The 22030-nt window shown below is 71.4% G+C and carries 23 protein-coding genes; 16 read left to right on the top strand and 7 right to left on the bottom strand.

Annotated elements, in window-relative coordinates:
• The first annotated feature begins 191 nt into the window (after positions 1–191).
• The 6 genes from VM95_RS07940 to hutI all read left to right on the top strand — a co-directional run bounded on the left by VM95_RS07940 (position 192) and on the right by hutI (position 7114).
• A complete protein-coding gene (locus VM95_RS07940) occupies positions 192–1061 on the top strand; it encodes a MurR/RpiR family transcriptional regulator (RefSeq protein WP_045693416.1) in 870 nt (289 codons plus the stop codon).
• A gap of 91 nt (positions 1062–1152) precedes the next feature.
• Positions 1153–1473, top strand: a complete 321-nt coding sequence (locus VM95_RS07935) for a hypothetical protein (RefSeq protein ID WP_045693414.1) — start codon at positions 1153–1155, stop codon at positions 1471–1473.
• Positions 1474–1666: 193 nt separating this feature from the next.
• Positions 1667–3337, top strand: a complete 1671-nt coding sequence (gene hutU / locus VM95_RS07930; RefSeq protein ID WP_045693413.1) for a urocanate hydratase — start codon at positions 1667–1669, stop codon at positions 3335–3337.
• 17 nt (positions 3338–3354) lie between these two features.
• Positions 3355–4536: an allantoate amidohydrolase gene (locus tag VM95_RS07925; protein ID WP_078859702.1), complete on the top strand. Its 1182-nt coding sequence runs from the start codon at positions 3355–3357 to the stop codon at positions 4534–4536.
• Between the two features lie 5 nt (positions 4537–4541).
• On the top strand, positions 4542–5906 hold the full coding sequence (locus VM95_RS07920) for a formimidoylglutamate deiminase (protein WP_045693410.1): 1365 nt from the start codon (positions 4542–4544) through the stop codon (positions 5904–5906).
• A gap of 32 nt (positions 5907–5938) precedes the next feature.
• Entirely contained in the window at positions 5939–7114 is a 1176-nt protein-coding gene (gene hutI, locus VM95_RS07915; RefSeq protein ID WP_045693408.1) for an imidazolonepropionase, read from the top strand.
• A gap of 54 nt (positions 7115–7168) precedes the next feature.
• On the opposite strand, the gene VM95_RS07910 is transcribed toward hutI, so the two are convergent.
• Together VM95_RS07910 and VM95_RS07905 are read right to left on the bottom strand one after the other, a co-directional pair.
• A complete protein-coding gene (locus VM95_RS07910) occupies positions 7169–7369 on the bottom strand; it encodes a DUF397 domain-containing protein (RefSeq protein ID WP_045693406.1) in 201 nt (66 codons plus the stop codon).
• Positions 7362–8228 (bottom strand): helix-turn-helix domain-containing protein, encoded by an 867-nt coding sequence (locus VM95_RS07905; protein ID WP_045693404.1) that lies wholly within the window; start codon positions 8226–8228, stop codon positions 7362–7364. The genes VM95_RS07910 and VM95_RS07905 overlap by 8 nt, the downstream gene beginning before the upstream one ends.
• A 260-nt stretch (positions 8229–8488) precedes the next feature.
• On the opposite strand from VM95_RS07905, the gene VM95_RS07900 reads away from it, so the two are divergent.
• Genes VM95_RS07900 through VM95_RS45105 form a run of 3 tightly spaced genes read left to right on the top strand, consistent with a single transcriptional unit; the run spans position 8489 to position 9218 of the window.
• Positions 8489–8851: an ATP-binding protein gene (locus VM95_RS07900; RefSeq protein ID WP_052707198.1), complete on the top strand. Its 363-nt coding sequence runs from the start codon at positions 8489–8491 to the stop codon at positions 8849–8851.
• Positions 8848–9099, top strand: coding sequence for a hypothetical protein (locus VM95_RS07895; RefSeq protein WP_045693402.1), 252 nt, complete (start codon positions 8848–8850; stop codon positions 9097–9099). Before VM95_RS07900 ends, VM95_RS07895 begins: the two co-directional genes overlap by 4 nt.
• The gene (locus tag VM95_RS45105; protein ID WP_279616818.1) at positions 9087–9218 is read left to right on the top strand and encodes a hypothetical protein; all 132 of its coding nucleotides are present in this window, start codon (positions 9087–9089) and stop codon (positions 9216–9218) included. The genes VM95_RS07895 and VM95_RS45105 overlap by 13 nt, the downstream gene beginning before the upstream one ends.
• A 66-nt stretch (positions 9219–9284) precedes the next feature.
• Here the strand turns inward: VM95_RS45105 and VM95_RS07890 are convergent, their stop codons facing one another.
• Complete coding sequence (locus tag VM95_RS07890) at positions 9285–10592, bottom strand: helix-turn-helix transcriptional regulator (RefSeq protein ID WP_045693400.1); 1308 nt, start codon at positions 10590–10592, stop codon at positions 9285–9287.
• Positions 10593–10797: 205 nt separating this feature from the next.
• Here VM95_RS07890 and VM95_RS07885 point away from each other — a divergent pair, with 205 nt between their 5' ends.
• Positions 10798–11928, top strand: coding sequence for a methyltransferase domain-containing protein (locus VM95_RS07885; RefSeq protein ID WP_045693398.1), 1131 nt, complete (start codon positions 10798–10800; stop codon positions 11926–11928).
• A gap of 312 nt (positions 11929–12240) precedes the next feature.
• On the opposite strand, the gene VM95_RS07875 is transcribed toward VM95_RS07885, so the two are convergent.
• Positions 12241–13749, bottom strand: coding sequence for a peptide MFS transporter (locus VM95_RS07875; RefSeq protein ID WP_045693393.1), 1509 nt, complete (start codon positions 13747–13749; stop codon positions 12241–12243).
• 327 nt (positions 13750–14076) lie between these two features.
• Here VM95_RS07875 and VM95_RS07870 point away from each other — a divergent pair, with 327 nt between their 5' ends.
• Positions 14077–14751, top strand: coding sequence for a response regulator transcription factor (locus VM95_RS07870; RefSeq protein WP_030290974.1), 675 nt, complete (start codon positions 14077–14079; stop codon positions 14749–14751).
• 64 nt (positions 14752–14815) lie between these two features.
• Positions 14816–16063, top strand: a complete 1248-nt coding sequence (locus tag VM95_RS07865; protein ID WP_045693385.1) for an ATP-binding protein — start codon at positions 14816–14818, stop codon at positions 16061–16063.
• Positions 16064–16160: 97 nt separating this feature from the next.
• On the opposite strand, the gene VM95_RS07860 is transcribed toward VM95_RS07865, so the two are convergent.
• On the bottom strand, positions 16161–16712 hold the full coding sequence (locus VM95_RS07860) for a GtrA family protein (protein ID WP_052706420.1): 552 nt from the start codon (positions 16710–16712) through the stop codon (positions 16161–16163).
• Between the two features lie 259 nt (positions 16713–16971).
• On the opposite strand from VM95_RS07860, the gene VM95_RS07855 reads away from it, so the two are divergent.
• Genes VM95_RS07855 through VM95_RS07845 form a run of 3 tightly spaced genes read left to right on the top strand, consistent with a single transcriptional unit; the run spans position 16972 to position 19883 of the window.
• Positions 16972–18111, top strand: coding sequence for a 5-(carboxyamino)imidazole ribonucleotide synthase (locus VM95_RS07855; protein ID WP_045693383.1), 1140 nt, complete (start codon positions 16972–16974; stop codon positions 18109–18111).
• A complete protein-coding gene (gene purE, locus VM95_RS07850) occupies positions 18108–18632 on the top strand; it encodes a 5-(carboxyamino)imidazole ribonucleotide mutase (RefSeq protein ID WP_045693380.1) in 525 nt (174 codons plus the stop codon). The genes VM95_RS07855 and purE overlap by 4 nt, the downstream gene beginning before the upstream one ends.
• 33 nt (positions 18633–18665) lie before the next feature.
• The gene (locus VM95_RS07845; RefSeq protein ID WP_045693379.1) at positions 18666–19883 is read left to right on the top strand and encodes a dipeptidase; all 1218 of its coding nucleotides are present in this window, start codon (positions 18666–18668) and stop codon (positions 19881–19883) included.
• Here the strand turns inward: VM95_RS07845 and VM95_RS07840 are convergent.
• Positions 19880–20293, bottom strand: coding sequence for a CoA-binding protein (locus tag VM95_RS07840; RefSeq protein WP_045693377.1), 414 nt, complete (start codon positions 20291–20293; stop codon positions 19880–19882). The two genes, VM95_RS07845 and VM95_RS07840, sit on opposite strands and share 4 nt — an antisense overlap.
• 58 nt (positions 20294–20351) lie before the next feature.
• Positions 20352–21689: a UDP-glucose dehydrogenase family protein gene (locus VM95_RS07835; protein ID WP_045693374.1), complete on the bottom strand. Its 1338-nt coding sequence runs from the start codon at positions 21687–21689 to the stop codon at positions 20352–20354.
• Between the two features lie 209 nt (positions 21690–21898).
• Here VM95_RS07835 and VM95_RS40055 point away from each other — a divergent pair.
• Positions 21899–22030, top strand: a 132-nt coding sequence (locus VM95_RS40055) for an acyl-CoA dehydrogenase family protein (protein ID WP_167352902.1), incomplete at its 3' end; no start/stop codon positions are given.

Raw genomic sequence — 22030 nt, 5'->3', positions numbered from 1 at the left:
GCGGGGGGAATCCGGGCGGGATCAGGGAGAAATCAGGGTCACCCCGAGAGGCGGTGCGGGAGCGTGCGGGCGTGTACGGTCCGGTCCTCGGGGCGTCCCGCCGGACGTCCCGTCGTACGAGACGTTTTTGCCACCGGGGACGTGCTGCTGCACAGTCGTCGTCCGAACCGCTGCATCCGGAGGTACCGCTGATGACCGCCACCGACGAGGCCGGCACCGTCGGCCCCTCCGCCCGGCTGCTCCAGCTGTTCGAGGGCCGTCGGCTGACGCCGACCCAGCGCCGGATCGCGCACTCGCTGGTCCGGCACGCCACCGAGGCGCCGTTCCTGTCCAGCGTCGAGGTCGCCGAGCTCGCCGGGGTGAGCCAGCCGTCCGTCACCCGCTTCGCGGTCGCGCTCGGGTACGACGGCTACCCGGCGCTGCGCCGGCAGCTGCGCGAACTCGGCGCGGGCGAGCCGGCCGCGCCGGAGACCCCGGTCGACGCGGTGCGCAACGAGCACCAGCAGGCCGTGCTCGCCGAGATCGAGCACCTGCGCCACCTCGCCGAGCTGCTCGCCGACCCCGAGCCGATCATCCGGGCCGCCCGGCTGCTGGCCGCCTCCCGCCCGCTGCCCGTGCTCGGCCTGCGGGCCGCCTCGGCGCAGGCGCGCGGCTTCGCGTACTTCGCCGCCAAGGTGCACCCGGACATCCGGCTGCTCGACGAGGGCGGCAGCATGCTCGCCGACCGGCTGGAACAGGCCGCTGCGGCCGGGGCGAGCGCGCTGCTCTGCTTCGCGCTGCCGCGCTACCCGCGGGAGTTGATGGACGCGCTGGCGGTGGCCCGGGAGTGCGGGCTGACCGTGCTGACCGTGGCCGACAGCGTCTTCTCGCCGGTCGCCAAGCTCTCCGACCTGATGCTGCCGGCCGCCGTGGGCACCGGCCTGGTCTTCGACACCGCCTGCGCGCCGATGATGCTCGGCCGGGTGCTGCTGCAGACCATGTGCGACGAACTCCCGGGGGCCGAGGCCCGGTTGGAGGCGATCGAGCAGTCGGCGGCGGCGCGCGGGCTCTTCCTGGAGTGAACGAAGCAGGGGTTAAACGCGGTTCACGCCGGTTCGGCCGGGAATAGCCGTCCCGCGCCCCGGGCATCCCCTACTGCAGGGGGTGCCGCCCATGCGCGTGATCCACGAGATGAAGTTCGTCGCCCGTCTGGTCTCGGGTGTCGACGAATGGTCCTGCCCCACCTGCGGACGCCGCGTCACCCTGCGGCGCCTGCCCGAGCCCGAACTGATCGTCCTCGACCCGGGCGACGAGTCCGCCGTGCACGTCGGCGTGATCGAGCCCGATTCCCGTGCCGCCGCGGCCGCCGAGAGGTACGGCCTCGGCCCCGTCCAGAACATCCCCCGCCCGCCGTCCCCGCCCGCGCCGGACGCCGCCGACCGCCGGTGGCTCGCCGAGATCGGCATCGACTGGGACGGCGACGCCGCCGCCTGAGCGGCGTCGACGGCCCGCCCGGGCCCGTTCAGCCCGCTCCGGCCCCCTCCGCCGGGCGGGCTCTCCGGCGTGCCTGGGCGCGGGTTCCGGCCAACGCTGATCCGATGGATTCCAGGTCTGGCCGAGGGCTGAATGTTTGGATATATTCAGCCGAGTCGAGCTTGAATGAATCCATCCGCAAGGAGGCCGGGACATGGCGCAGCAGCAGACGAGCGGTCCGCGAGAGGTACGGGCGGCCCGCGGGACTGGGCTCACGACGCAGGGCTGGCAGCAGGAGGCCGCCCTGCGGATGCTGATGAACAACCTCGACCCCGAGGTGGCCGAGCACCCGTCGAAGCTGGTCGTCTACGGCGGCACCGGCAAGGCGGCCCGCGACTGGCGCTCCTTCGACGCCATGGTGAAGACCCTGCAGGGCCTGAAGCAGGACGAGACCATGCTGGTCCAGTCCGGCCGCCCGGTCGGCGTCATGCAGACCCACGAGTGGGCGCCGCGCGTGCTCATCGCCAACTCGAACCTGGTCGGCGACTGGGCCAACTGGGAGGAGTTCCGCCGCCTGGAGAGCCTCGGGCTCACCATGTACGGCCAGATGACCGCCGGCTCCTGGATCTACATCGGCACCCAGGGCATCCTCCAGGGCACCTACGAGACCTTCGCGGCCGTCGCCAACAAGCGCTTCAACGGCACGCTGGAGGGCACCATCACCCTCACCGCCGGCCTCGGCGGGATGGGCGGCGCCCAGCCGCTGGCCGTCACCATGAACGGCGGCGTGGCGATCTGCATCGACTGCGACCCGTCCCGGATCGCCCGCCGGATCGAGCACCGCTACCTGGACGTCGAGGCCAAGGACCTCAGCCACGCGCTGGAGCTCGCCACCGCCGCCCGCGACAAGAAGCAGCCGCTGTCCATCGGCGTGCTGGGCAACGCCGCCGAGCTGGTTCCGCAGCTGCTCGCGATGGACGCGCCGATCGACATCGTCACCGACCAGACCAGCGCCCACGACCCGCTGGCCTACCTGCCGGTCGGTGTGGCCTTCGACGACATGGCGACCTACGCCGCCGAGAAGCCCGCCGAGTTCACCCAGCGCTCGCGCGAGTCGATGGCCAAGCACGTCGAGGCCATGGTCGGCTTCCAGGACCGCGGCGCCGAGGTCTTCGACTACGGCAACTCGATCCGCGGCGAGGCCCAGCTGGCCGGCTACGACCGCGCCTTCGCCTTCCCCGGCTTCGTCCCCGCCTACATCCGCCCGCTGTTCTGCGAGGGCAAGGGCCCGTTCCGCTGGGCCGCGCTGTCCGGCGACCCGCAGGACATCCACAAGACCGACAAGGCCGTCCTCGACCTCTTCCCGGAGAACGAGTCGCTGGCCCGCTGGATCAAGATGGCCCAGGAGAAGGTGCACTTCCAGGGCCTGCCCGCGCGCATCTGCTGGCTGGGCTACGGCGAGCGCGACAAGGCCGGCGAGCGCTTCAACGACATGGTCGCCTCCGGCGAGCTGTCCGCCCCGATCGTGATCGGCCGCGACCACCTGGACTGCGGTTCGGTCGCCTCCCCGTACCGCGAGACCGAGGCGATGCTGGACGGCTCGGACGCGATCGCCGACTGGCCGCTGCTCAACGCCATGGTCAACGTGGCCTCCGGCGCCTCCTGGGTGTCCATCCACCACGGCGGCGGCGTCGGCATCGGCCGCTCGATCCACGCCGGCCAGGTCACCGTCGCGGACGGCACCGCGCTGGCCGGGGAGAAGATCCGCCGGGTGCTCACCAACGACCCGGGCATGGGCGTCATCCGGCACGTGGACGCCGGCTACGACCGCGCCGACGAGGTCGCCGCCGAGCGTGGCGTCCGCGTCCCGATGGGTGAGCTGTGACCTCCGGCTTCGAAGAGATGTGGGCGGAGCTGCTCCCCGTGGGCCGCTCCGCCTCCTCCGGCGGCTACCGCCGCTTCGCCTGGAACTCCGCCGACGCCGAGTGCCGCGCCTGGTTCGAGCAGCAGGCCCGCGACCGCGGACTGGCGTACGAGCTGGACCGCAACGGCAACCAGTGGGCCTGGCTGGGCGACCCTCATGGTCAGGGCGCGATCGTCACCGGCTCGCACCTGGACTCCGTCCCGGACGGCGGCGCCTTCGACGGCCCGCTCGGCGTCGTCTCCTCCTTCGCCGCGCTGGACGAACTGCGCGACCGGGGAGCCGAGTTCGGCCGTCCGCTGGCGATCGTCAACTTCGGCGACGAGGAGGGCGCCCGGTTCGGCGTGGCCTGCATCGGCTCCCGGCTCAGCGCCGGGGTGCTCTCCCAGGAGGCCGCGTACGAGCTGCGCGACGCGGACGGCGTGCGGCTGCCCGACGCGATGGAGCGGGCCGGCTACGACCCGACCGCGATCGGCGCGGACGACGACCGGCTGTCCCGGATCGGCGCCTTCGTCGAGCTCCACGTCGAGCAGGGCCGCTACCTCACCGAGGAGCGGCCGGTCGGCGTGGCCAGCGCGATCTGGCCGCACGGCCGCTGGCGGTTCGACTTCCACGGCGAGGCCAACCACGCCGGCACCACCCGGATCGAGGACCGCCGCGACCCGATGCTGACCTACGCCAACACCGTGCTCGCCGCCCGCAAGAAGGCCAAGCAGGCGGGCGCGCTGGCCACCTTCGGCAAGGTCGCCGTCGAGCCGAACGGCACCAACGCGATCGCCTCGCTGGTGCGCGGCTGGCTGGACTCCCGGGCCGCCGACGAGCGCACCCTCACCGCGCTGGTCGCCGAGATCGAGCAGGCCGCCGCCGAGCGCGGCGGGCGCGACGGCGTCCGGGTCGAGCTGACCCGCGAGTCCTACACCCCGGTGGTGGACTTCGACGGGCCGCTGCGCGACCGGCTGGCCAAGCTGCTGGACGCGCCGGTGCTGCCCACCGGCGCGGGACACGACGCCGGCATCCTGGCGTCGGCCGTCCCGACCGCCATGCTGTTCGTGCGCAACCCCACCGGCGTCTCGCACTCCCCGGCCGAGCACGCCGAACGGGCGGACTGCCTGGCCGGGGTGAGCGCCCTCGCCGACGTACTGGAGGACCTGGCGTGTCAGTGAGCCCAATGACCTCGGGGGCCGAGCCCGCCACGTACTGGGCGCAGTACGCCTGGCTGCCGCACCCCAACGGGCCGGTGGTCGAGCGCGACGTGCTGATCGCCACCGGCAACGGTGGCCGGATCGTCGCCGTCACACCGGACAGCGGGCCCTGCCCGCCCGGGGCCGTCCGGCTGGAGGGTCTGGCGGTGCCCGGCCAGGCGAACGCCCACTCGCACGCCTTCCACCGGGCGCTGCGCGGGCACGTCCAGGTCGGCTCCGGCACCTTCTGGACCTGGCGCGACACCATGTACCGGTTCGCCGGCGCGCTCGACCCGGACAGCTACCTGGAGCTCGCCACCGCCGTCTACGCCGAGATGGCGCTCGCCGGGATCACCGCGGTCGGCGAGTTCCACTACCTGCACCACGCGCCCGGCGGCGCCCGCTACACCGACCCGAACGCGATGGGCGAGGCGCTGATCGAGGCCGCCGCCCGGGCCGGCATCCGGACCACCCTGCTGGACACCTGCTACCTGTCCTCCGGCTTCGGCGCCGAGCCGACCAAGCCGCAGCAGCGGTTCAGCGACGGCGACGCCGAGGCCTGGGCGGTACGGGCGGAGGCGCTCAAGCCGCGCGAGCACGCCCGGATCGGCGCCGCCATCCACTCCGTCCGGGCCGTCCCGGCCGAGCAGCTGGGCACCGTCGCGCACTGGGCGGCGATGCGCAAGGCGCCGCTGCACGTCCACCTGTCCGAGCAGACCGCCGAGAACGACGCCTGCCTCGCCGCGCACGGCGTCACCCCGACCCGGCTGCTCGCCGACCACGGCGCGCTCGGCCCGCGCACCTCGGCCGTGCACGCCACCCACCTCACCGACGAGGACGTGCGGCTGCTCTCGGACAGCTCCACCACCGTCTGCATGTGCCCCACCACCGAGCGGGACCTCGCGGACGGCATCGGCCCGGCCCGCGCGCTCGCCTCGGCGGGCTGCCCGGTCACCCTGGGCAGCGACAGCCACGCGGTGATCGACCCGTTCGAGGAGGCCCGCGCGCTGGAGCTGGACGAGCGGCTGCGGACCAGGACCCGGGGCCACTGGACGGCCAACGCGCTGCTGCGGGCCGGCACCGAGGACGGGCACGCCTCGCTCGGCTGGCCCGAGGCCGGGCGGATCGAGACCGGGGCGCTCGCCGACTTCACGGTGATCGCGCTGGATTCGGTGCGTACGGCCGGCCCGCCGCCCCGGCTCGGCGCCGAGATCGCGGTCTTCGCGGCCTCGGCGGCGGACGTCCGGCACGTGGTGGTCGGCGGCCGGCAGGTCGTCCGGGACGGCGTGCACCGGCTGGTGGCCGACGTGCCGGGGGCGCTGCGCTCGGCGATCGCCGCGCTGGACTACTGACCCCTCTACGACTCTCTTCGGAAGGCGTTGTCTTGAGCACCAGGACCACCTTGATCACGGGCATCGGCAGCCTGGTCACCAACGACCCCGGGCAGGGCGCCGGGCCGCTCGGCCTGCTGACCGACGCGGCCGTGGTGCTCGACGGCGACACCGTCGCGTGGGTCGGCCCGGCGGCCCAGGCCCCGGCGGCGGACGAGCGCTTCGACGCCGAGGGCCGGGCGCTGCTGCCCGGCTTCGTCGACTCGCACGCGCACCTGGTGTTCGCGGGCGACCGCACCGCCGAGTTCAACGCCCGGATGTCCGGGCAGTCGTACTCGGCGGGCGGGATCCGGACGACGGTGGCGGCGACCCGGGCGGCGAGTGATGCCGAACTGGAGGCGAACCTGGCGGGGTTCGTCCGGGAGGCGCTCCGGCAGGGCACCACCACGATCGAGTGCAAGTCCGGCTACGGACTGACGGTCGAGGACGAGGCGCGGGCGCTGCGGATCGCGGCTCAGTACACGCCGGAGACGACGTACCTGGGCGCGCACATCGTGGCCCCGGAGTACGCCGAGGACCCGGCGGGGTACGTGGATCTGGTGACCGGCGAGATGCTGGACGCCTGCGCGCCGCACGCCCGGTGGGTGGACGTGTTCTGCGAGAAGGGCGCCTTCGACGGCGACCAGGCGCGGGCTGTTTTGACGGCGGGCATCGAGCGCGGCCTCACCCCCCGGGTGCACGCCAACCAGCTCACGTACGGGCCGGGCGTGCAGCTCGCGGTGGAGCTGGGAGCTGCGTCGGCGGACCACTGCACGCACCTGACGGACGAGGACGTGGCAGCGCTGGCGGGATCGGCGACGGTCGCGACGCTGCTGCCGGGCGCGGAGTTCTCCACCCGGGCCGAGTACCCGAGCGGGCGCCGGCTGCTGGACGCGGGCGCGGTGGTGGCGCTCTCGACGGACTGCAACCCCGGCTCCAGCTTCACCAGCTCGATGGCGTTCTGCATCGCGGTGGCCGTACGGGAAATGGGCATGACCCCGGACGAGGCCGTCTGGGCCGCGACGGCGGGCGGCGCCCACGCCCTGCGGCGCACCGACGTCGGCACGATCGCGGTCGGCGCCCGCGCCGACCTGCTCCTGCTCGACGCCCCCTCCCACGTCCACCTGGCCTACCGCCCGGGTGTCCCGCTGACGGCGGCGGTCTGGCGCGCAGGCGTCCGCGAGGTCTGAGCCCTTGATCAACGTCGCCCCGTCGAGCCGGTGCTCGACGGGGCGACGTGCTGTTCAGGCGTTGGCCGTGAGGTGGTCGAACTCGCCGGCCTTGGCGCCCTGGAGGAAGTCGGCGAGGTTGGGGCGGGTGGTCCGGACGATGACGTCGCGCTCGTCGGACTCGCGGAGTTCGATCAACCCGTCGGCGGTCCGCACCTCGACACAGTCGGAGTTAGAGCCGGAGTAACTGGACTTCTGCCAGGCAGAGTTAGACATGTGTGCTTTCCATATCCTTCTTGATGGATCGAATGAACTCTCGGGAGTCGTCTTCGGATAGAGCCGCTGAATCGAGCCGGGCGAGCATGGCGCGAAACCTGGCGATGTGAGCCGGCGCATCGAAGAGCACGTTGCCGACAGCGGAGTCCACCTGCACGGTGTCGAGCTCCTGAACCGGGCCTGCAACATACGTGAAGTTCTCGTAGTTGAGCGGAAGCGTATCTACATCGAACATCACGACTCGGATCGAAACCTTTGGGCGCCCGGAGTCTTCGATGAGGCTGCAGAGCTGTTCGGCTTGGACCTGCGGTCCGCTGAACTGCATCCGCAAGGCAGCCTCATGGATATAGGCGGAGTACGGTGTCGCACCGGATAGAAGAAGCTCTCGTCGTCGGACGCGGAATGTAGTTCTCAGGTCGACCTCGTGGCGCGGAAGAGGCGTCAAGGCTCGATCGAAGACGGCAGACGTGTATCCACTGGTCTGGAGCAGCCCGGGGATGAAGGCCATCGTGTAGGTCGAGAGCCCGCTTGCATGGCCTTCGATCTCGGCGACCTCAAGGAAGTCGCTCGAGAGGGTCCCGCGGTAGTCCTCCCACCAGCCGCCCTTCTCGCGATCCGTGATGATAGCTGCCAACGCCTCGATCAGAGGCTCGTTGACGCACATGCACAATGCCGCAATCGTGCGCAGGCGTTCGACGCTGATGCCGGTCCTGCCATTCTCCATCTGCGTCACATGGGCAGGGTTGATGCCCAACGCGCGGGCGAGTTGGCTCCCGCCGAGGCCCGCCTGCTCCCGCATCCGGCGTAGCTCGGCACCCAGGCGCAGTTGACGGAAAGTTGGATTCGAGCGAAGCGCCATGGAGTCCTCCCTGCAAGTCGTGGGACCAGTCTGCCCGAGAGGGGCTGCCACGTTAGAGGGAACTTCTTCTGCTTCGCCACAAATCTGTGGCGCTCCGCGCTATCGTCATCCTCAGCTCGATCCAACGGATCGTCAGTAATGCCTGCATCCAAGGCAGTAGGCGCCTGCTGCCCGCGCACCGAAGAGCATCCGTATCCCGGCCTGGCTCACGGCGACGACCGTCATCACCTCTCCCACACCACAGCCTCACGGAGGTTCCCGTGTGCATCCGTAACACCCCCTCGCTCACCCTCTCCAAGCAGGCCCTGCGCGACGCCATGATCCGCAGCGGCTGGGACGCCGAGACCATCTTCAACGCCGAACTCGCCCTGATGGAGCTGATCACCAACGCCTGGCGCCACGGCGACACCCCCGCGCCCGTCGTCTGGTTCTCCATCCTCGACCGCACCCTCCGGGTCACCGTCTCCGACGAGAGTGACGCCCTCCCGCAGCCGCGCACCCCCACCGACCTCGCCGAGACCGGCCGGGGCCTCCAGCTCGTCGCCGGCCTCACCCACCGCTGGGGCGTCGACCCGCAGAAGCGCGGCAAGACCACCTGGTACGAGCTGGACCTCCTCGCGTGACCCGGGACCCCGTCGCGCCGGACGACCCCCGGATGCGCGACTACACCGAGGCCCACATCACGTCGCTCCTCGGCGAGTTGAACCGGCGCGGCATGCCGTACGGACTCCTCTGGGGCTCCGCCTCGCCCGGCGAGACGACCCTCGACGGCCGCATCCTGGTCGACTTCGGCAACGCGCCGATCAGCACGCTCCTCAACCTCCTCCACCTGCTCCGCGACCTGGAGCGGAACGAGGCGTGGCACCGGTGAACTTCTTCGTCGGCGCGGCCCTCGTCGCCCTGCTCGCCCTCGCGATCGCCACCGTGGCCCTCGGCGTCCTCGCGACCCTCCGGATGCCCCGCCCCGAGGACCGCGACGAGCAGCACTGAAACACGCGAAGGCCCTCGCCCACCCAGGGCGAGGGCCTCGCGGGATTCCCCAACTGGTGTGCTCAGCTACTTCAACCGCTCCAGGAGCTCCGGGACGCCGTCGACCTGGTGGTAGGGCTTGAAGGCCGGAGCTAGGCCGCGGACCAGGGCAACGCACCTCGGGGCGCCGATGCGGGTGGCCAGGTCGAGCGACTCGCTGCTGACGGCGAGCGCTTGCTCGACGTCGTTGGCCTGGAGGTAGCCCTTGGCTTGGTAGGTCAGGAAGATGCCGCGTGTCTTGTCCCTGGAGCGGGGCAGCAGGGTCATGCCCTCGGCGATCCGGGCGTGGGCCTCGTCGGTTCGGCCAAGGTCTAGGAGGCACTGGCCGGAGTCCACGGCGAGGTCGGCCGGGCTCATCCACGCGCACCAGCTGGGTGCGGGGTCGACGGCCTCGACGGCGAGAGCGGATTCGGCCTCGGACAGGTCGCGGTAGCAGGCGGAGCGATCGCCAAGCGCGGCATGGGCCCTGGCCCGGCGGAGGAACAGCAGGGACCGAGCGGCGGGGTGTTCGATGCCGGACAGGGCGTATCCGAGCTGGTCCACGGAGACCTTCGGTTCGCCGAGCCAGTTCGACTGGTAGGCGAAGTCCGAGAGCACCCCGGCGCCGTGGTCGCGGTCGCCGGCGGCGTGCGCGGACTGCAGCGCCGCACCCCACAGCTTCCCGGCCGCCCAGTGCTGACCGTGGTCGAAGCGGTGCCATCCGCAGGTGGTGGCGAGCGAGGCCGCCAGCAGGTGCAGCCTGCGGCCGGTGTTCTCGCTGTAGCGGCCGTCCCCGATCAGCTCGGTCACCGTGGCAAGGTGGGCGTCCATCAGACGGATCGTGTGCTGGCGCTGTTCGGTGGGCAGGGCCGTCAGCTTCGTGCTGGTGTCCTCCAGCCAGTCCACGAGTTCGGTGTCCACCTGCTTGCCCCCGAAGGGTGAGGTGAGGCGTTCGGGTTCGATCGTGGCCCACTGGGCGGCGAGGCCAGCCAGCGAGATGGCGCTGTAGGTCATGAAGCTGCGTCGGTCCATGGAAGCTCTCTGTGCATCGTGGAGTGCTTGAACGGTGTAGCCGGACCCCAGCGGCAGCGGTTCGTCGCGTCCGGGCAGCCAGTAGGGCCAGCCGTACGCCTCCATCTCTGAAGCCTGGACGCCGAAAGCTTCGGCGATCAGGAGCTGGGAGTCGAGGTTCGGCGTCTTGCGCCAGTTCTCCCACCGGCTGACGGCCGCCTTGTCAGCACCGGAGAGGAGCCCGTGGCGGCGGGCAGCGCGGTCGAGGTGGGCGACAAGGTCGCCCTGGGACCAGCCGCGCAGCACGCGTGCGTGGGCGAGGGGGTGCCGGATCGGGTCGTCCACGGGCCAATCCCATCATCGACAGTGACCGCGAGCCTACTGCCAGCGAAGACGGGACAACCCCGGGACTACAGACAATGCCTGTTCGGTGACGGCGAGTTGGGCTGTACTCGACGCACACCGAAGGAGAAGCAGTCCCCGAAGGAGTCGGACGGCCAGTGGACCAAGCCCGTCACCAACCCGCCGAAGAAGAAGTGAGCCCGAACTGATGGACCAGTACGCGCAGTTGCTCGCGGACCTCACCGAGGCCGGCGCGCTGGGCGAGGAGTGGCGGGGCGCGTTCGAGCGCGCCCCACGCTCTGCCTTCATTCCGGACACCGTGTGGACCCCGGACGAGGACGCTCCGACCGGCTACCGGCGGATCACCAAGGCCGACGAACCGGACGCCTGGTGGGCGTTGGTGAACGCAGACGGCGTGGTCGTCACGCAGGTCGACGACGGAGACGAGGACGGGCCCGGCGTCGCCACGTCGTCCGCGTCCATGCCGTCCCTGGTCGCGTCCATGCTCCGCCACCTGGACGTGGCCGACGGAAACGCGGTGCTCGACATCGGCACCGGAACCGGCTGGACAAGTGCCCTGCTGTGCAATCGACTTGGCGACGGGGCCGTGACGACGATCGAGGTCGACCCGGAGGTGGCCGCCGCAGCCGGGGAGCGCTTGGCAGAGATCGGGTTGAAGCCCGGCCGGATCGTCGGCGACGGCCTTCTCGGCTACCCGGCCGGTGGCCCGTACGACCGCATCCACTCGACTGCGGCCGTTCAGCGAGTGCCCCTCGCGTGGATCGAGCAGACCCGCCCCGGCGGCATCATCGTGACCCCCTGGGGCACCCCGTACGCGAACGCCGGGTTGCTCCGGCTGGAGGTCGGTGAGTCGGGCAAGCCGACTCACGGCCGCTTCGTCGATGACGTCTCGTTCATGTGGATGCGGGCACAACGCCCGCACGCCGTGAGCGAACCGGCTGGCGTGCCGGAGCATCGGGGCCCTTCCGCGATGGACCCGGAGTTGGCGCTGGAGGACGTGAACGCCGCATTCGCCATCGGCCTGCGGGTGCCGGGCGTCCGGTACGAACACGTCTGGGACGAGGCCGACCCGAGTGCCACCTTTCGCATGCGGCTCTCGGACGGCGCGGGCTCCCGGGCGTCCGTCCGCTACGCCGGGTGGGACGCCGAGGATGCCGTTCACCAGTCCGGGGCTCGTCGGCTGTGGGACGAGGTGGCCGGCGCCCGCCTGTGGTGGCTGGAGGAGGGCAAGCCGGACCTTCGCCGGTTCGGCGTGACCATCGCCCCGGACGGCGCACAGTCCGTCTGGCTGGACGCCCCCGGCAAAGTCCTGCCCTGACCCCAGACCCGCGAGACCTCGGGCCCTTCGACTACGAGAACAGCCGCGGCGGCACCACCCGCCAGTTCAACTTCGCCGTCACCGTGGAGAAGACCGAGCCGATCGTCCTGACCGAGCACGACGCCCACCAGGGGGCCCGGCCCAGCGCCCCGCCCGACGTCAGCGACGCGGTCCGCAACCTGATCACCTCCTGAATCAGAACGGCCCGCTCCTCGAACATCGAGGAGCGGGCCGGGTCCACCCGGGAAAACGACCGGGGCCGCCGCGGATCTCAGGAATCCGCGGCGGCCCCGGGGCCGTGTCAGGCCGACGTCAGTGCACGTCGCCCATCAGCGCGACCACGCGCTTGCGGTACAGCCACAGGGCGACACCGGCGACCACGGCCAGGGCGCCCTGGACCGCGAAGTACCCGGTGCTGCCGACCACGTCGTCGCCGAGGACGAGCTGCAGGATCGCCGAGACGCAGTTGCCCGCGGTGACGGCGAGGAACCAGACACCCATCATCTGGCTGGCGTACTTCGCCGGGGCCAGCTTGGTGGTGACCGAGAGGCCGACCGGGGAGACGGTGAGCTCGCCGACGGTCTGGATCAGGTAGACCATGGCCAGCCACAGCGGGGTGACCTTGGCGCCGCCGTGGGCGGCGGCCATCGCCATCATCATCACCAGGAAGGAGGCGCCGACCATGACCAGGCCGAAGGCGAACTTCACGGTGGTGCTGGGGTTCTTGGCCCGGCGGGACAGCGCGACCCACAGCCAGGCGAAGACCGGGGCCAGCGCCATGATGTAGAGCGGGTTCAGCGACTGGAACCAGCTGGACGGGAAGTCGAAGCCGAACAGCGTGGACGCGGTGTTCTTCTTGGCGAAGAGGCTCAGCGTCGAGCCGGACTGCTCGTAGATCATCCAGAAGATGGCGGCGGCGACGAAGAACCAGATGTAGCCGCTCATCTTGGAGCGCTCGGCGGCGGTGAGGTCCTTGTCGCGCTTCACCTTGGTGAAGACGAAGGCCGGCAGCAGGATGCCCAGGATGGACAGCGGCCAGACGGCCCAGTCGACGGTGAAGTGGCCGGTGCCGGCGACGACGCCGTAGAAGAGGACCGCGGCGGCCAGCCAGAGGCCGGCCAGCTTGAAGACCTTGCTCTTCTCCTCGGCGCTGATCGGCGAGGTGACCACGTCGCTCTTCGGGCTCAGGTGGCGGGTGCCGAGCAGGAACTGGGCGAGGCCGAGGGCCATGCCGACGCCGGCCAGGGCGAAGCCCAGGTGCCAGCTGACGTCCTGGCCGATGGTGCCGATGACCAGCGGGGCCAGGAAGGCACCGAGGTTCACGCCCATGTAGAAGATGGTGAAGCCACCGTCACGGCGCGGGTCGTTCGGGCCGTCGTAGAGGTGGCCGACCATCGTCGAGATGTTGGCCTTGAGCAGGCCCGAGCCGATCGCGACGAAGGCGAGGCCGGCGAAGAACGACGCCTTGAACGGCACCGCCAGCAGGAAGTGGCCGATCATGATGATCGACCCGCCGAGCGCGACGGTCTTGCGGGCGCCCAGGAAGCGGTCGGCGATCCAGCCGCCGGGGAGGGCCAGCAGGTAGACCATGGCGGTGTACACGCTGTAGATGGCTGCCGCCACGGCCATCTTCATGCCCAGGCCGCCGTCCGTGATGGCGGTGGACATGTAGAGCACCAGCAGGGCGCGCATGCCGTAGTAGCTGAAGCGCTCCCACATCTCGCTCATGAAGAGCGTGGCGAGCCCCCGGGGGTGCCCGAGGAAGGTCTTGCCGACGGGAGAGGCCGACGTGGTGCCGGCTTCAAGGGTCGTAGACGCCATGAGTAGTGGTTCCTTGCCTGACAGCGTCCGCCTAGGGGGGTGCGGCGGACGAACTCAAACCACTCTACGTGGCGACATTTGGCGTTATCAGATGACAAACACCACGAATCAGGTGCGTGAATAACGAAGTTGGAAGCGGATCCTTCCGATCGATCCATGGTAAGTGGGCGTGTCTTCCTTCGGATTCAAGATCCAGGGGGCGATTCTTCGCCGAACGGCCGGTCGGCAACGCCGCGTTGACCCGCGCAGAGCCCCTGTATAACGATCACGCTCTGTGAACTACCTCACAGGGCGTACGGGCATACCCCGGCGGACTACCATCACCACATGACCTGTGTGCTGCTCGCCGAGGACGATCCGGCGATCTCCGAACCCCTCGCCCGGGCCCTGCGACGCGAGGGCTATGAGGTGCTCGTCCGCGAGGACGGTCCGACCGCACTGGCCGCCGGCCTCACCGAGGAGGTCGACCTCGTCGTCCTCGACCTCGGCCTGCCCGAGATGGACGGCCTGGAGGTCTGCCGCCGCCTGCGCGCGGACGGCAAGAGCTGCCCGGTGCTGGTGCTGACCGCGCGCGCGGACGAGGTCGACACGGTGGTCGGCCTGGACGCCGGCGCCGACGACTACGTCACCAAGCCCTTCCGCCTGGCCGAACTGCTCGCCCGCGTCCGGGCCCTGCTCCGGCGCGGCAACGTCGACCAGCTGACCACCGGCGCGCACGGCGTGAAGATCGACATCGAGTCGCACCGCGCCTGGCTCGGCGAGGAGGAGCTGACGCTCTCCGCCAAGGAGTTCGAGCTGCTGCGCGTGCTCGTCCGGGACGCCGGCCGGGTGGTCACCCGCGAGGAGATCATGCGGCAGGTCTGGGACACCACCTGGTGGACCTCCACCAAGACCCTCGACATGCACATCTCCTGGCTCCGCAAGAAGCTCGGCGACGACGCGGCGAACCCGCGCTACATCGCCACCGTGCGCGGGGTGGGCTTCCGGTTCGAGAAGAATTAGCCCCCGAGCGGGACACCACGGCCGGGCACCGGCCGACACAGCGGAACACTCGGGGAGCGGCAGCGTGAAACGCCGGATGATCAACTCGCTGCTGGGCGTCGTCCTGGTGGTGGTCGTGGTGTTCTGCGTACCGCTCGCCCTGGTCGAGAAGCGCACCATCGTCAACGCCGCCCGGGACCGGGTCGACGCGACCGCCGTCCGGGTGCTCGACCTGGTCGAGGGCCGGATCGGCGCCAAGGAGCCGGTGAACAGCCGCTCCTTCGAGAGCCAGGTGACCGGGGGCAGCTACGTCGAGGTGCAGCTCCCGGGCCTGGACGTGGTCTCGGCCGGGGAGCGCCCGGCCGGGGACCACCTGCTGAAGGCCGTCGAGCGCGGCAGCAGCAGCGGCGTGATCGTCACCGTCGAGCAGTCCCGCGAGGACGTCGACCACGAGATCGCCAACATGCTGCTGCTGCTCGGCGTGGTCGCCCTGCTGGCCGTCCAGGCCGCCGTGGCGCTCGCCGTCTGGCAGGCCAAGCGGCTCGCCCGCCCGCTCACCGACCTCGCCGAGATCGCCGAACGGCTCGGCTCCGGCGACCCCCGCCCGCGCGACCGCCGCTACGGCGTGCCCGAACTCGACCGGGTCGCCGAGGTGCTGGACACCAGCGCCGAGCGGATCGCCCGGATGCTCACCGCCGAGCGCCGGCTCGCCGCCGACGCCTCGCACCAGCTGCGCACCCCGCTCACCGCGCTCTCCATGCGGTTGGAGGAGATCACCGCGCTCGCCGAGGACCCGGAGACCGTCCGGGAGGAGGCGACCATCGCCCTCCAGCAGGTCGAGCGGCTCACCGACGTCGTCCAGCGGCTGCTCACCACCCAGCGCGACCCGCGCAGCCCCACCGCCGTCGCCTTCGACCTGGACGACGTCATCAAGCAGCAGGTGGAGGAGTGGGGCCCGACGCTGCGCGAGCGCGGCCGGGTGCTCTCGCTGGAGGGCCTGCGCGGGATCACCGCGGTCGGCACCCCGGGGACGGTTGCCCAGGTGCTGGCGACCCTGATCGAGAACTCGCTGATGCACGGCGCCGGGACGATCACCGTGCGGGTCCGGCCCTCCGGCACCTCGGCGGTCGTCGAGGTGCAGGACCAGGGCCCGGGCGTGCCGGCCGACCTCGGCAACCGGGTGTTCGAGCGCGCGGTCAGCGGCCGCAACTCCACCGGGATCGGCCTGGCCGTCGCCCGCGACCTCGCGGAGGCGGACGGCGGCCGGCTGGAACTGCTCTCGCTGCGGCCGCCGGTCTTCGCGCTCTTCCTCGGCCGCAGCCACGAGGACTGAGCCGCGGCCACGCGGACTGACCCGCGGCCATGAGGACTGAGCGGCGGCCACGAGGACCGAGCCGAGGTCATACGGACCGAACAGGCGCCCGGGGCCGTCACTCGGCCTTGGCGTACCGGATCTGCTCGGCGGCCAGCATCAGCTCGGCCTGGGCGGCCAGCTCGTGGCCGGTTCCGGCGGCCTGCGCGGGCACCTCGACGGGTTCGGGCAGCGCCTTGAAGACCCAGGTGCGGTAGGAGAAGAAGCGGAACAGGGTGCCGAGGCCGGTGCCGAACGCCTTGGAGACGTTGTAGGCGAGCGTGCCGTGCAGGCCGAGGGTGTAGGTCGCGAACCAGACGGTGCCGTTCTCGATGAGCATCCCGACACCACTGAAGATCAGGAAGAGCGTGATCTCACGTCGGCGCGAGGCCGCGTCGCTGTCGCGGTAGACCCAGTAGCGGTACCCGAGGTAGTTGGCGGCGATGGCCACGGCCGTCCCGATCACCGAGCAGCGCACGGGCGCCCAGCCGGTCAGGTGCAGGACGGCGTTGGACACGCCGAAGTTCACGAAGACGCCGACCAGGCCGACGATGCCGAACTTCACCACCTCGCCCGACAGCCCGCGCAGCTTCTGCACGAGCGTGGGCTTCGAAGCTTCGGTCGTCGCCATACCGGGCTGCCTCCATGTACCTGCGGGACGAAAGGGTGTCCCATCGGGCCGGAGCCACCCCTTGAGTCCTGCGTGCACGCACATGATCAGATCGCGGTGACGAGGACCTAGCCGTCCAGGCTACCCGCTTCCATCGAACAGCTCAGCCGTCCGGAGCGGGGGTTGACATCTACGCGCGTCCAGTACTCACGGCCCGCAGGCGGCTCCACCACCTCCCACCGGCCCGGATATCCTGGGCCGCGTGACTTCCCCGGGCAATGTGAATTTTCCAGTGGTGGGCATGATCGGCGGCGGGCAGTTGGCCCGCATGGCACACCAGGCGGGCATCCCGCTGGGGGTCAGGTTCAAACTCCTCGCCGACACTCCCCAGGACTCCGCCGCGCAGGTCGTCTCCGAGGTCGTCCTCGGTGACTACCGCGACCTCGACACCCTGCGCGCCTTCGCCGCCGGCTGCGACGTGATCACCTTCGACCACGAGCACGTGCCGACCGAGCACCTGCGCGCCCTGGAGGCGGACGGCATCGCCGTGCGCCCCGGCCCGGAGGCCCTGGTCAACGCCCAGGACAAGGGCGTGATGCGGGCCAAGCTGGACTCCATCGACGTGCCCTGCCCCCGGCACCGGCTGGTCGCCGACCCCGCCGACGTGACCGCTTTCGCGAACGAGGGCGCCGGCTACCCCGTCGTCCTGAAGACCGTCCGCGGCGGCTACGACGGCAAGGGCGTCTGGGTCGTCGACGACGAGCAGCAGGCGCACGCGCCGTTCCTCGCCGGCGTCCCGGTGCTGGCCGAGGAGAAGGTCGACTTCGTCCGCGAGCTCGCCGCCAACGTCGTCCGCTCGCCCAGCGGCCAGGCCGTCGCCTACCCGGTCGTCGAGAGCGTCCAGGAGAACGGCGTCTGCGCCGAGGTCACCGCCCCCGCGCCGGACCTCGACCCGGCCCTCTCCGACGAGGCCCAGCAGCTCGCCCTGCGGATCGCCGGCGAGCTCGGCATCGTCGGCCACCTCGCCGTCGAGCTGTTCCAGACCCGGGACGGCCGCATCCTCGTCAACGAGCTCGCCATGCGCCCGCACAACTCCGGGCACTGGACCCAGGACGGCGCGGTCACCTCGCAGTTCGAGAACCACCTGCGGGCCGTCCTCGACCTCCCGCTCGGCGACCCCCGGCCGCGCGCCAAGTGGACCGTCATGGTCAACGTCCTCGGCGGCGACTACCCGGACATGTACCACGCCTTCCTGCACTGCATGGCCCGCGACCCGGGCCTGCGCATCCACATGTACGGGAAGGACGTGAAGCCCGGCCGCAAGGTCGGCCACGTCAACGTCTTCGGGGACGACCTCGACGACGTCCGCGAGCGCGCCCGCCATGCGGCCGCCTACCTGCGAGGAACGATCACCGAATGACTTCCCCTGTCGTTGGCATCGTGATGGGCTCGGACTCCGACTGGCCCGTCATGGAGGCCGCCGCCCAGGCCCTCGACGAGTTCGAGATCCCCTACGAGGTGGACGTCGTCTCCGCGCACCGGATGCCGCGCGAGATGGTCGAGTACGGCGAGAACGCCCACCGGCGCGGCCTGAAGGCGATCATCGCCGGCGCCGGCGGCGCCGCCCACCTGCCGGGCATGCTGGCCTCCGTCACTCCGCTGCCGGTCATCGGCGTGCCGGTGCCGCTGCGCTACCTGGACGGCATGGACAGCCTGCTCTCGATCGTCCAGATGCCGGCCGGCGTCCCGGTGGCGACCGTCTCGGTGGCCGGCGCGCGCAACGCGGGCCTGCTCGCGGTGCGCATGCTCGCCGCGTTCGACCCCGAGCTCACCGAGCGGATGACCGACTTCCAGGCCGAGCTGAACAGCCAGGCCATCGAGAAGGGCAAGAAGCTGCGCGCCAAGGTGGCCGGTTCCGGCTCCTTCGGCTTCGGCAAGTAACCCCGCGGGCGGGGTTGGGGTAGAACAGCTCGCATGACCTCTGAGCTGGACTCCCCGACCCCGCTGGACCGGGCCCGCGCCCTGCTGCGCACCGCCCCCGTGGTGGACGGCCACAACGACCTCCCGTGGGCGATGCGCGAGCACGCCGGGTACGACCTCGGCGCGGTCGACCTCGCCGCCGACCAGAGCGACCGCCTGCACACCGACCTCGCCCGCCTCGCGGAGGGCGGGGTCGGCGCGCAGTTCTGGTCCGTCTACGTGCCCGCCTCGCTGGCCGGCGACCACGCCGTCAGCGCCACCCTGGAGCAGGTCGACTTCGTCCACGCCCTGGTCGAGCGCTACCCCGACCGCCTCCGCCTGGCCCGTACCGCCGCGGACGTCGAGGCCGCCCGCGCCGAGGGCCGGATCGCCTCGCTGATGGGCGCCGAGGGCGGCCACTCCATCGACTGCTCGCTCGCCACCCTGCGGGCCCTGTACGAGCTCGGCGTGCGCTACCTGACGCTCACCCACAACGACAACGTGCCGTGGGCCGACTCCGCGACCGACAAGCCGGCGGCCGGCGGCCTGACCCGGTTCGGCGAGGAGGTCGTCCGGGAGATGAACCGGCTCGGCATGCTGGTCGACCTCTCGCACGTCTCCGCCGACACCATGCGCGACGCCCTGCGGGTCACCGAGGCGCCCGTGGTCTTCTCGCACTCCTCCGCCCGCGCCGTCTGCGACCACCCGCGCAACATCCCGGACGACGTGCTCGCCCAGCTGCCGGCCAACGGCGGCGTGGCGATGGCCACCTTCGTGCCGAAGTTCATCCTGCCCGCCGCCATCGAGTGGACGCTGGCCGCCGACGAGAACATGCGCGCCCACGGCTTCCACCCGCTGGACACCACCCCGCCCGCCATGGCGTGCCAGCGCGCCTTCGAGGCCGCCCACCCGCGCCCGATCGCCACCCCGGCCACCGTCGCCGACCACCTCGACCACATGCGCGAGGTCGCCGGCATCGACCACATCGGCATCGGCGGCGACTTCGACGGCACCGCCTTCCTGCCGGACGGCCTCGACTCGGTGGCCGGCTACCCCAACCTGGTCGCCGAACTCCTCGGCCGGCACTGGTCGGAGGCCGACCTGGCCAAGCTCACCTGGCACAACGCCGTCCGCGTCCTGCGCGACGCCGAGTCGGTGGCGGCTTCCCTGCGCGCCACCCGCCGTCCGTCCATCGCCACCATCGGCCGGCTGGACGGCGGCGCCGACTCCTAGTCCAGCAGCGGGATCTCGATGGCCGGGCACTTGTCCATCACCATGGCGAGCCCGGCCGCCCGCGTCCGCCCGTACGCGGCCTCGTCCACCACGCCCAGCTGGAACCAGACCGCCTTCGCCCCCACCGCCACCGCCTGGTCGGCCACCTCGCCGGCCAGCGCGCTGTTCACGAAGACGTCCACCACGTCGACCGGGAACGGGATCTCGGCGAGCGAGGCGTACCCCTGCTCCCCGAGGACCGTCTCGGCCTTCGGGTGCACCGGCACGATCCGCTTGCCGTACTTCTGCAGCACCCGCGCCACCCCGTACGCGGCCCGGGCCGTGTTGGTGGACAGGCCCACCACCGCCCAGGTGTCGCCACTGCCGGTCAGGATCTCGCGGACCGCCGCCTCGTCGCCGTAGCTCGTCATACCGGTGACAACGGCATACCCCCGAGGGGGATTCCCGCCCCCGGAGGGCCGGTGGGGGTCAGCTGGGGCGGCCGAGGGCGCGGTAGGTCCAGCCGGCGGCGCGCCAGGCGTCGGCGTCGAGGACGTTGCGGCCGTCGAGGAGGCGGCGTTCGGCGACGACGGCGCCGAGCTCGGCCGGGTCCAGCTCGCGGAACTCGGCCCACTCGGTGAGGTGGAGGACGACGTGGGCGCCCTCGGCGGCTTCCAGGGCGGAGTCCGCGTAGGTGAGCGAGGGGAACATCTTGCGCGCGTTGTCCACGGCCTTCGGGTCGTAGACGGTGACCTGGGCGCCCTGGAGCTGGATCTGGGCGGCCACGTTGAGCGCGGGGGAGTCCCGGATGTCGTCCGAGTTGGGCTTGAACGCGGCGCCGAGCACGGCGACCCGGCGGCCCAGGAAGCCGCCGCCGCACTGCTCGCGGGCCAGCTCGACCATCCGGGAGCGGCGCCGCATGTTGATCGAGTCGACCTCGCGCAGGAAGGTCAGCGCCTGGTCGGCCCCCAGTTCGCCGGCCCGGGCCATGAACGCCCGGATGTCCTTGGGCAGGCAGCCGCCGCCGAAGCCGAGGCCGGAGTTGAGGAACTTGCGGCCGATCCGCTCGTCGTGCCCGAGGGCGGTGGAGAGCATCGTGACGTCGGCGCCGGCCGCCTCGCAGACCTCGGCCATCGCGTTGATGAAGGAGATCTTGGTGGCCAGGAAGGAGTTCGCGGCGGCCTTCACCAGCTCGGAGGTCGCGTAGTCGGTGACCAGGAACGGCACCCCGGCGGCGATCGGCTCGGCGTACACCTCGCGCAGCAGCTGCTCGGCCCGCTCGCTCCGCGCGCCGACCACGATCCGGTCCGGCCGCAGGGTGTCCTGGACGGCGAACCCCTCGCGCAGGAACTCCGGGTTCCAGGCCAGCTCGGCGCCCTCGCCGACCGGCGCCAGCGCGGCCAGCCGCTCGGCCAGCCGGGCCGCCGAACCGACCGGCACGGTGGACTTGCCGACCACCAGGACGGGCCGGGTCAGGTGCGGCGCCAGGCCCTCGATCGCGGCGTCCACGTAGGACATGTCGGCCGCGAACTCGCCCTTGCGCTGCGGGGTGTTGACGCAGACGAAGTGCACGTCGGCGAACTCCGCGACCTCCTCGACGGAGGTGGTGAAGCGCAGCCGCCCGGTCGAACCCCGGTGCCCGGCCACGTGCTTGACCAGCAGCTCGGACAGCCCCGGCTCGTACATCGGGACGCGGCCGGCGGTCAGTGTGGCGATCTTGTCCGGGTCGATGTCCAGGCCCAGCACCTCGAAGCCGAACTCGGCCATCGCGGCGGCATGCGTGGCGCCGAGGTAGCCGGTGCCGATCACGGAGATGCGGAGGGTCACGGGGTCCCCTTTGGTACGGGTTCGACCAGGACAGGTGCCCCCAGATGCTATCCGCCCCGGCGGCCGCTTCCGGGGGCCGCCCGCTCGCCCGGACCTCCTAGGCAGCCGCAGGTCGGAGCCCTAGGATCGGTACTGAACGGTAGTTAACCGCAGAATCGACGCCGGTCGGGCTCCGACCGGCACGGTCACTGGACGACGAGGCAGGCATCATGGCGGGCAGCGCGGGCGCGGCGGACTTCGACCTCTTCCGGATCTCCGAGGAGCACCAGATGCTTCGCGAGGCGGTGCGTTCGCTGGCCGAGGCGAAGATCGCTCCGTATGCGGCGGAGGTGGACGAGCAG

It is taken from the genome of Streptomyces rubellomurinus (assembly GCF_000961885.1).
Lineage (GTDB): Bacteria > Actinomycetota > Actinomycetes > Streptomycetales > Streptomycetaceae > Kitasatospora > Kitasatospora rubellomurina.
Note: the sequence above shows the minus strand (reverse complement) of the source record. Positions and strands in the feature narration are given on the sequence as shown.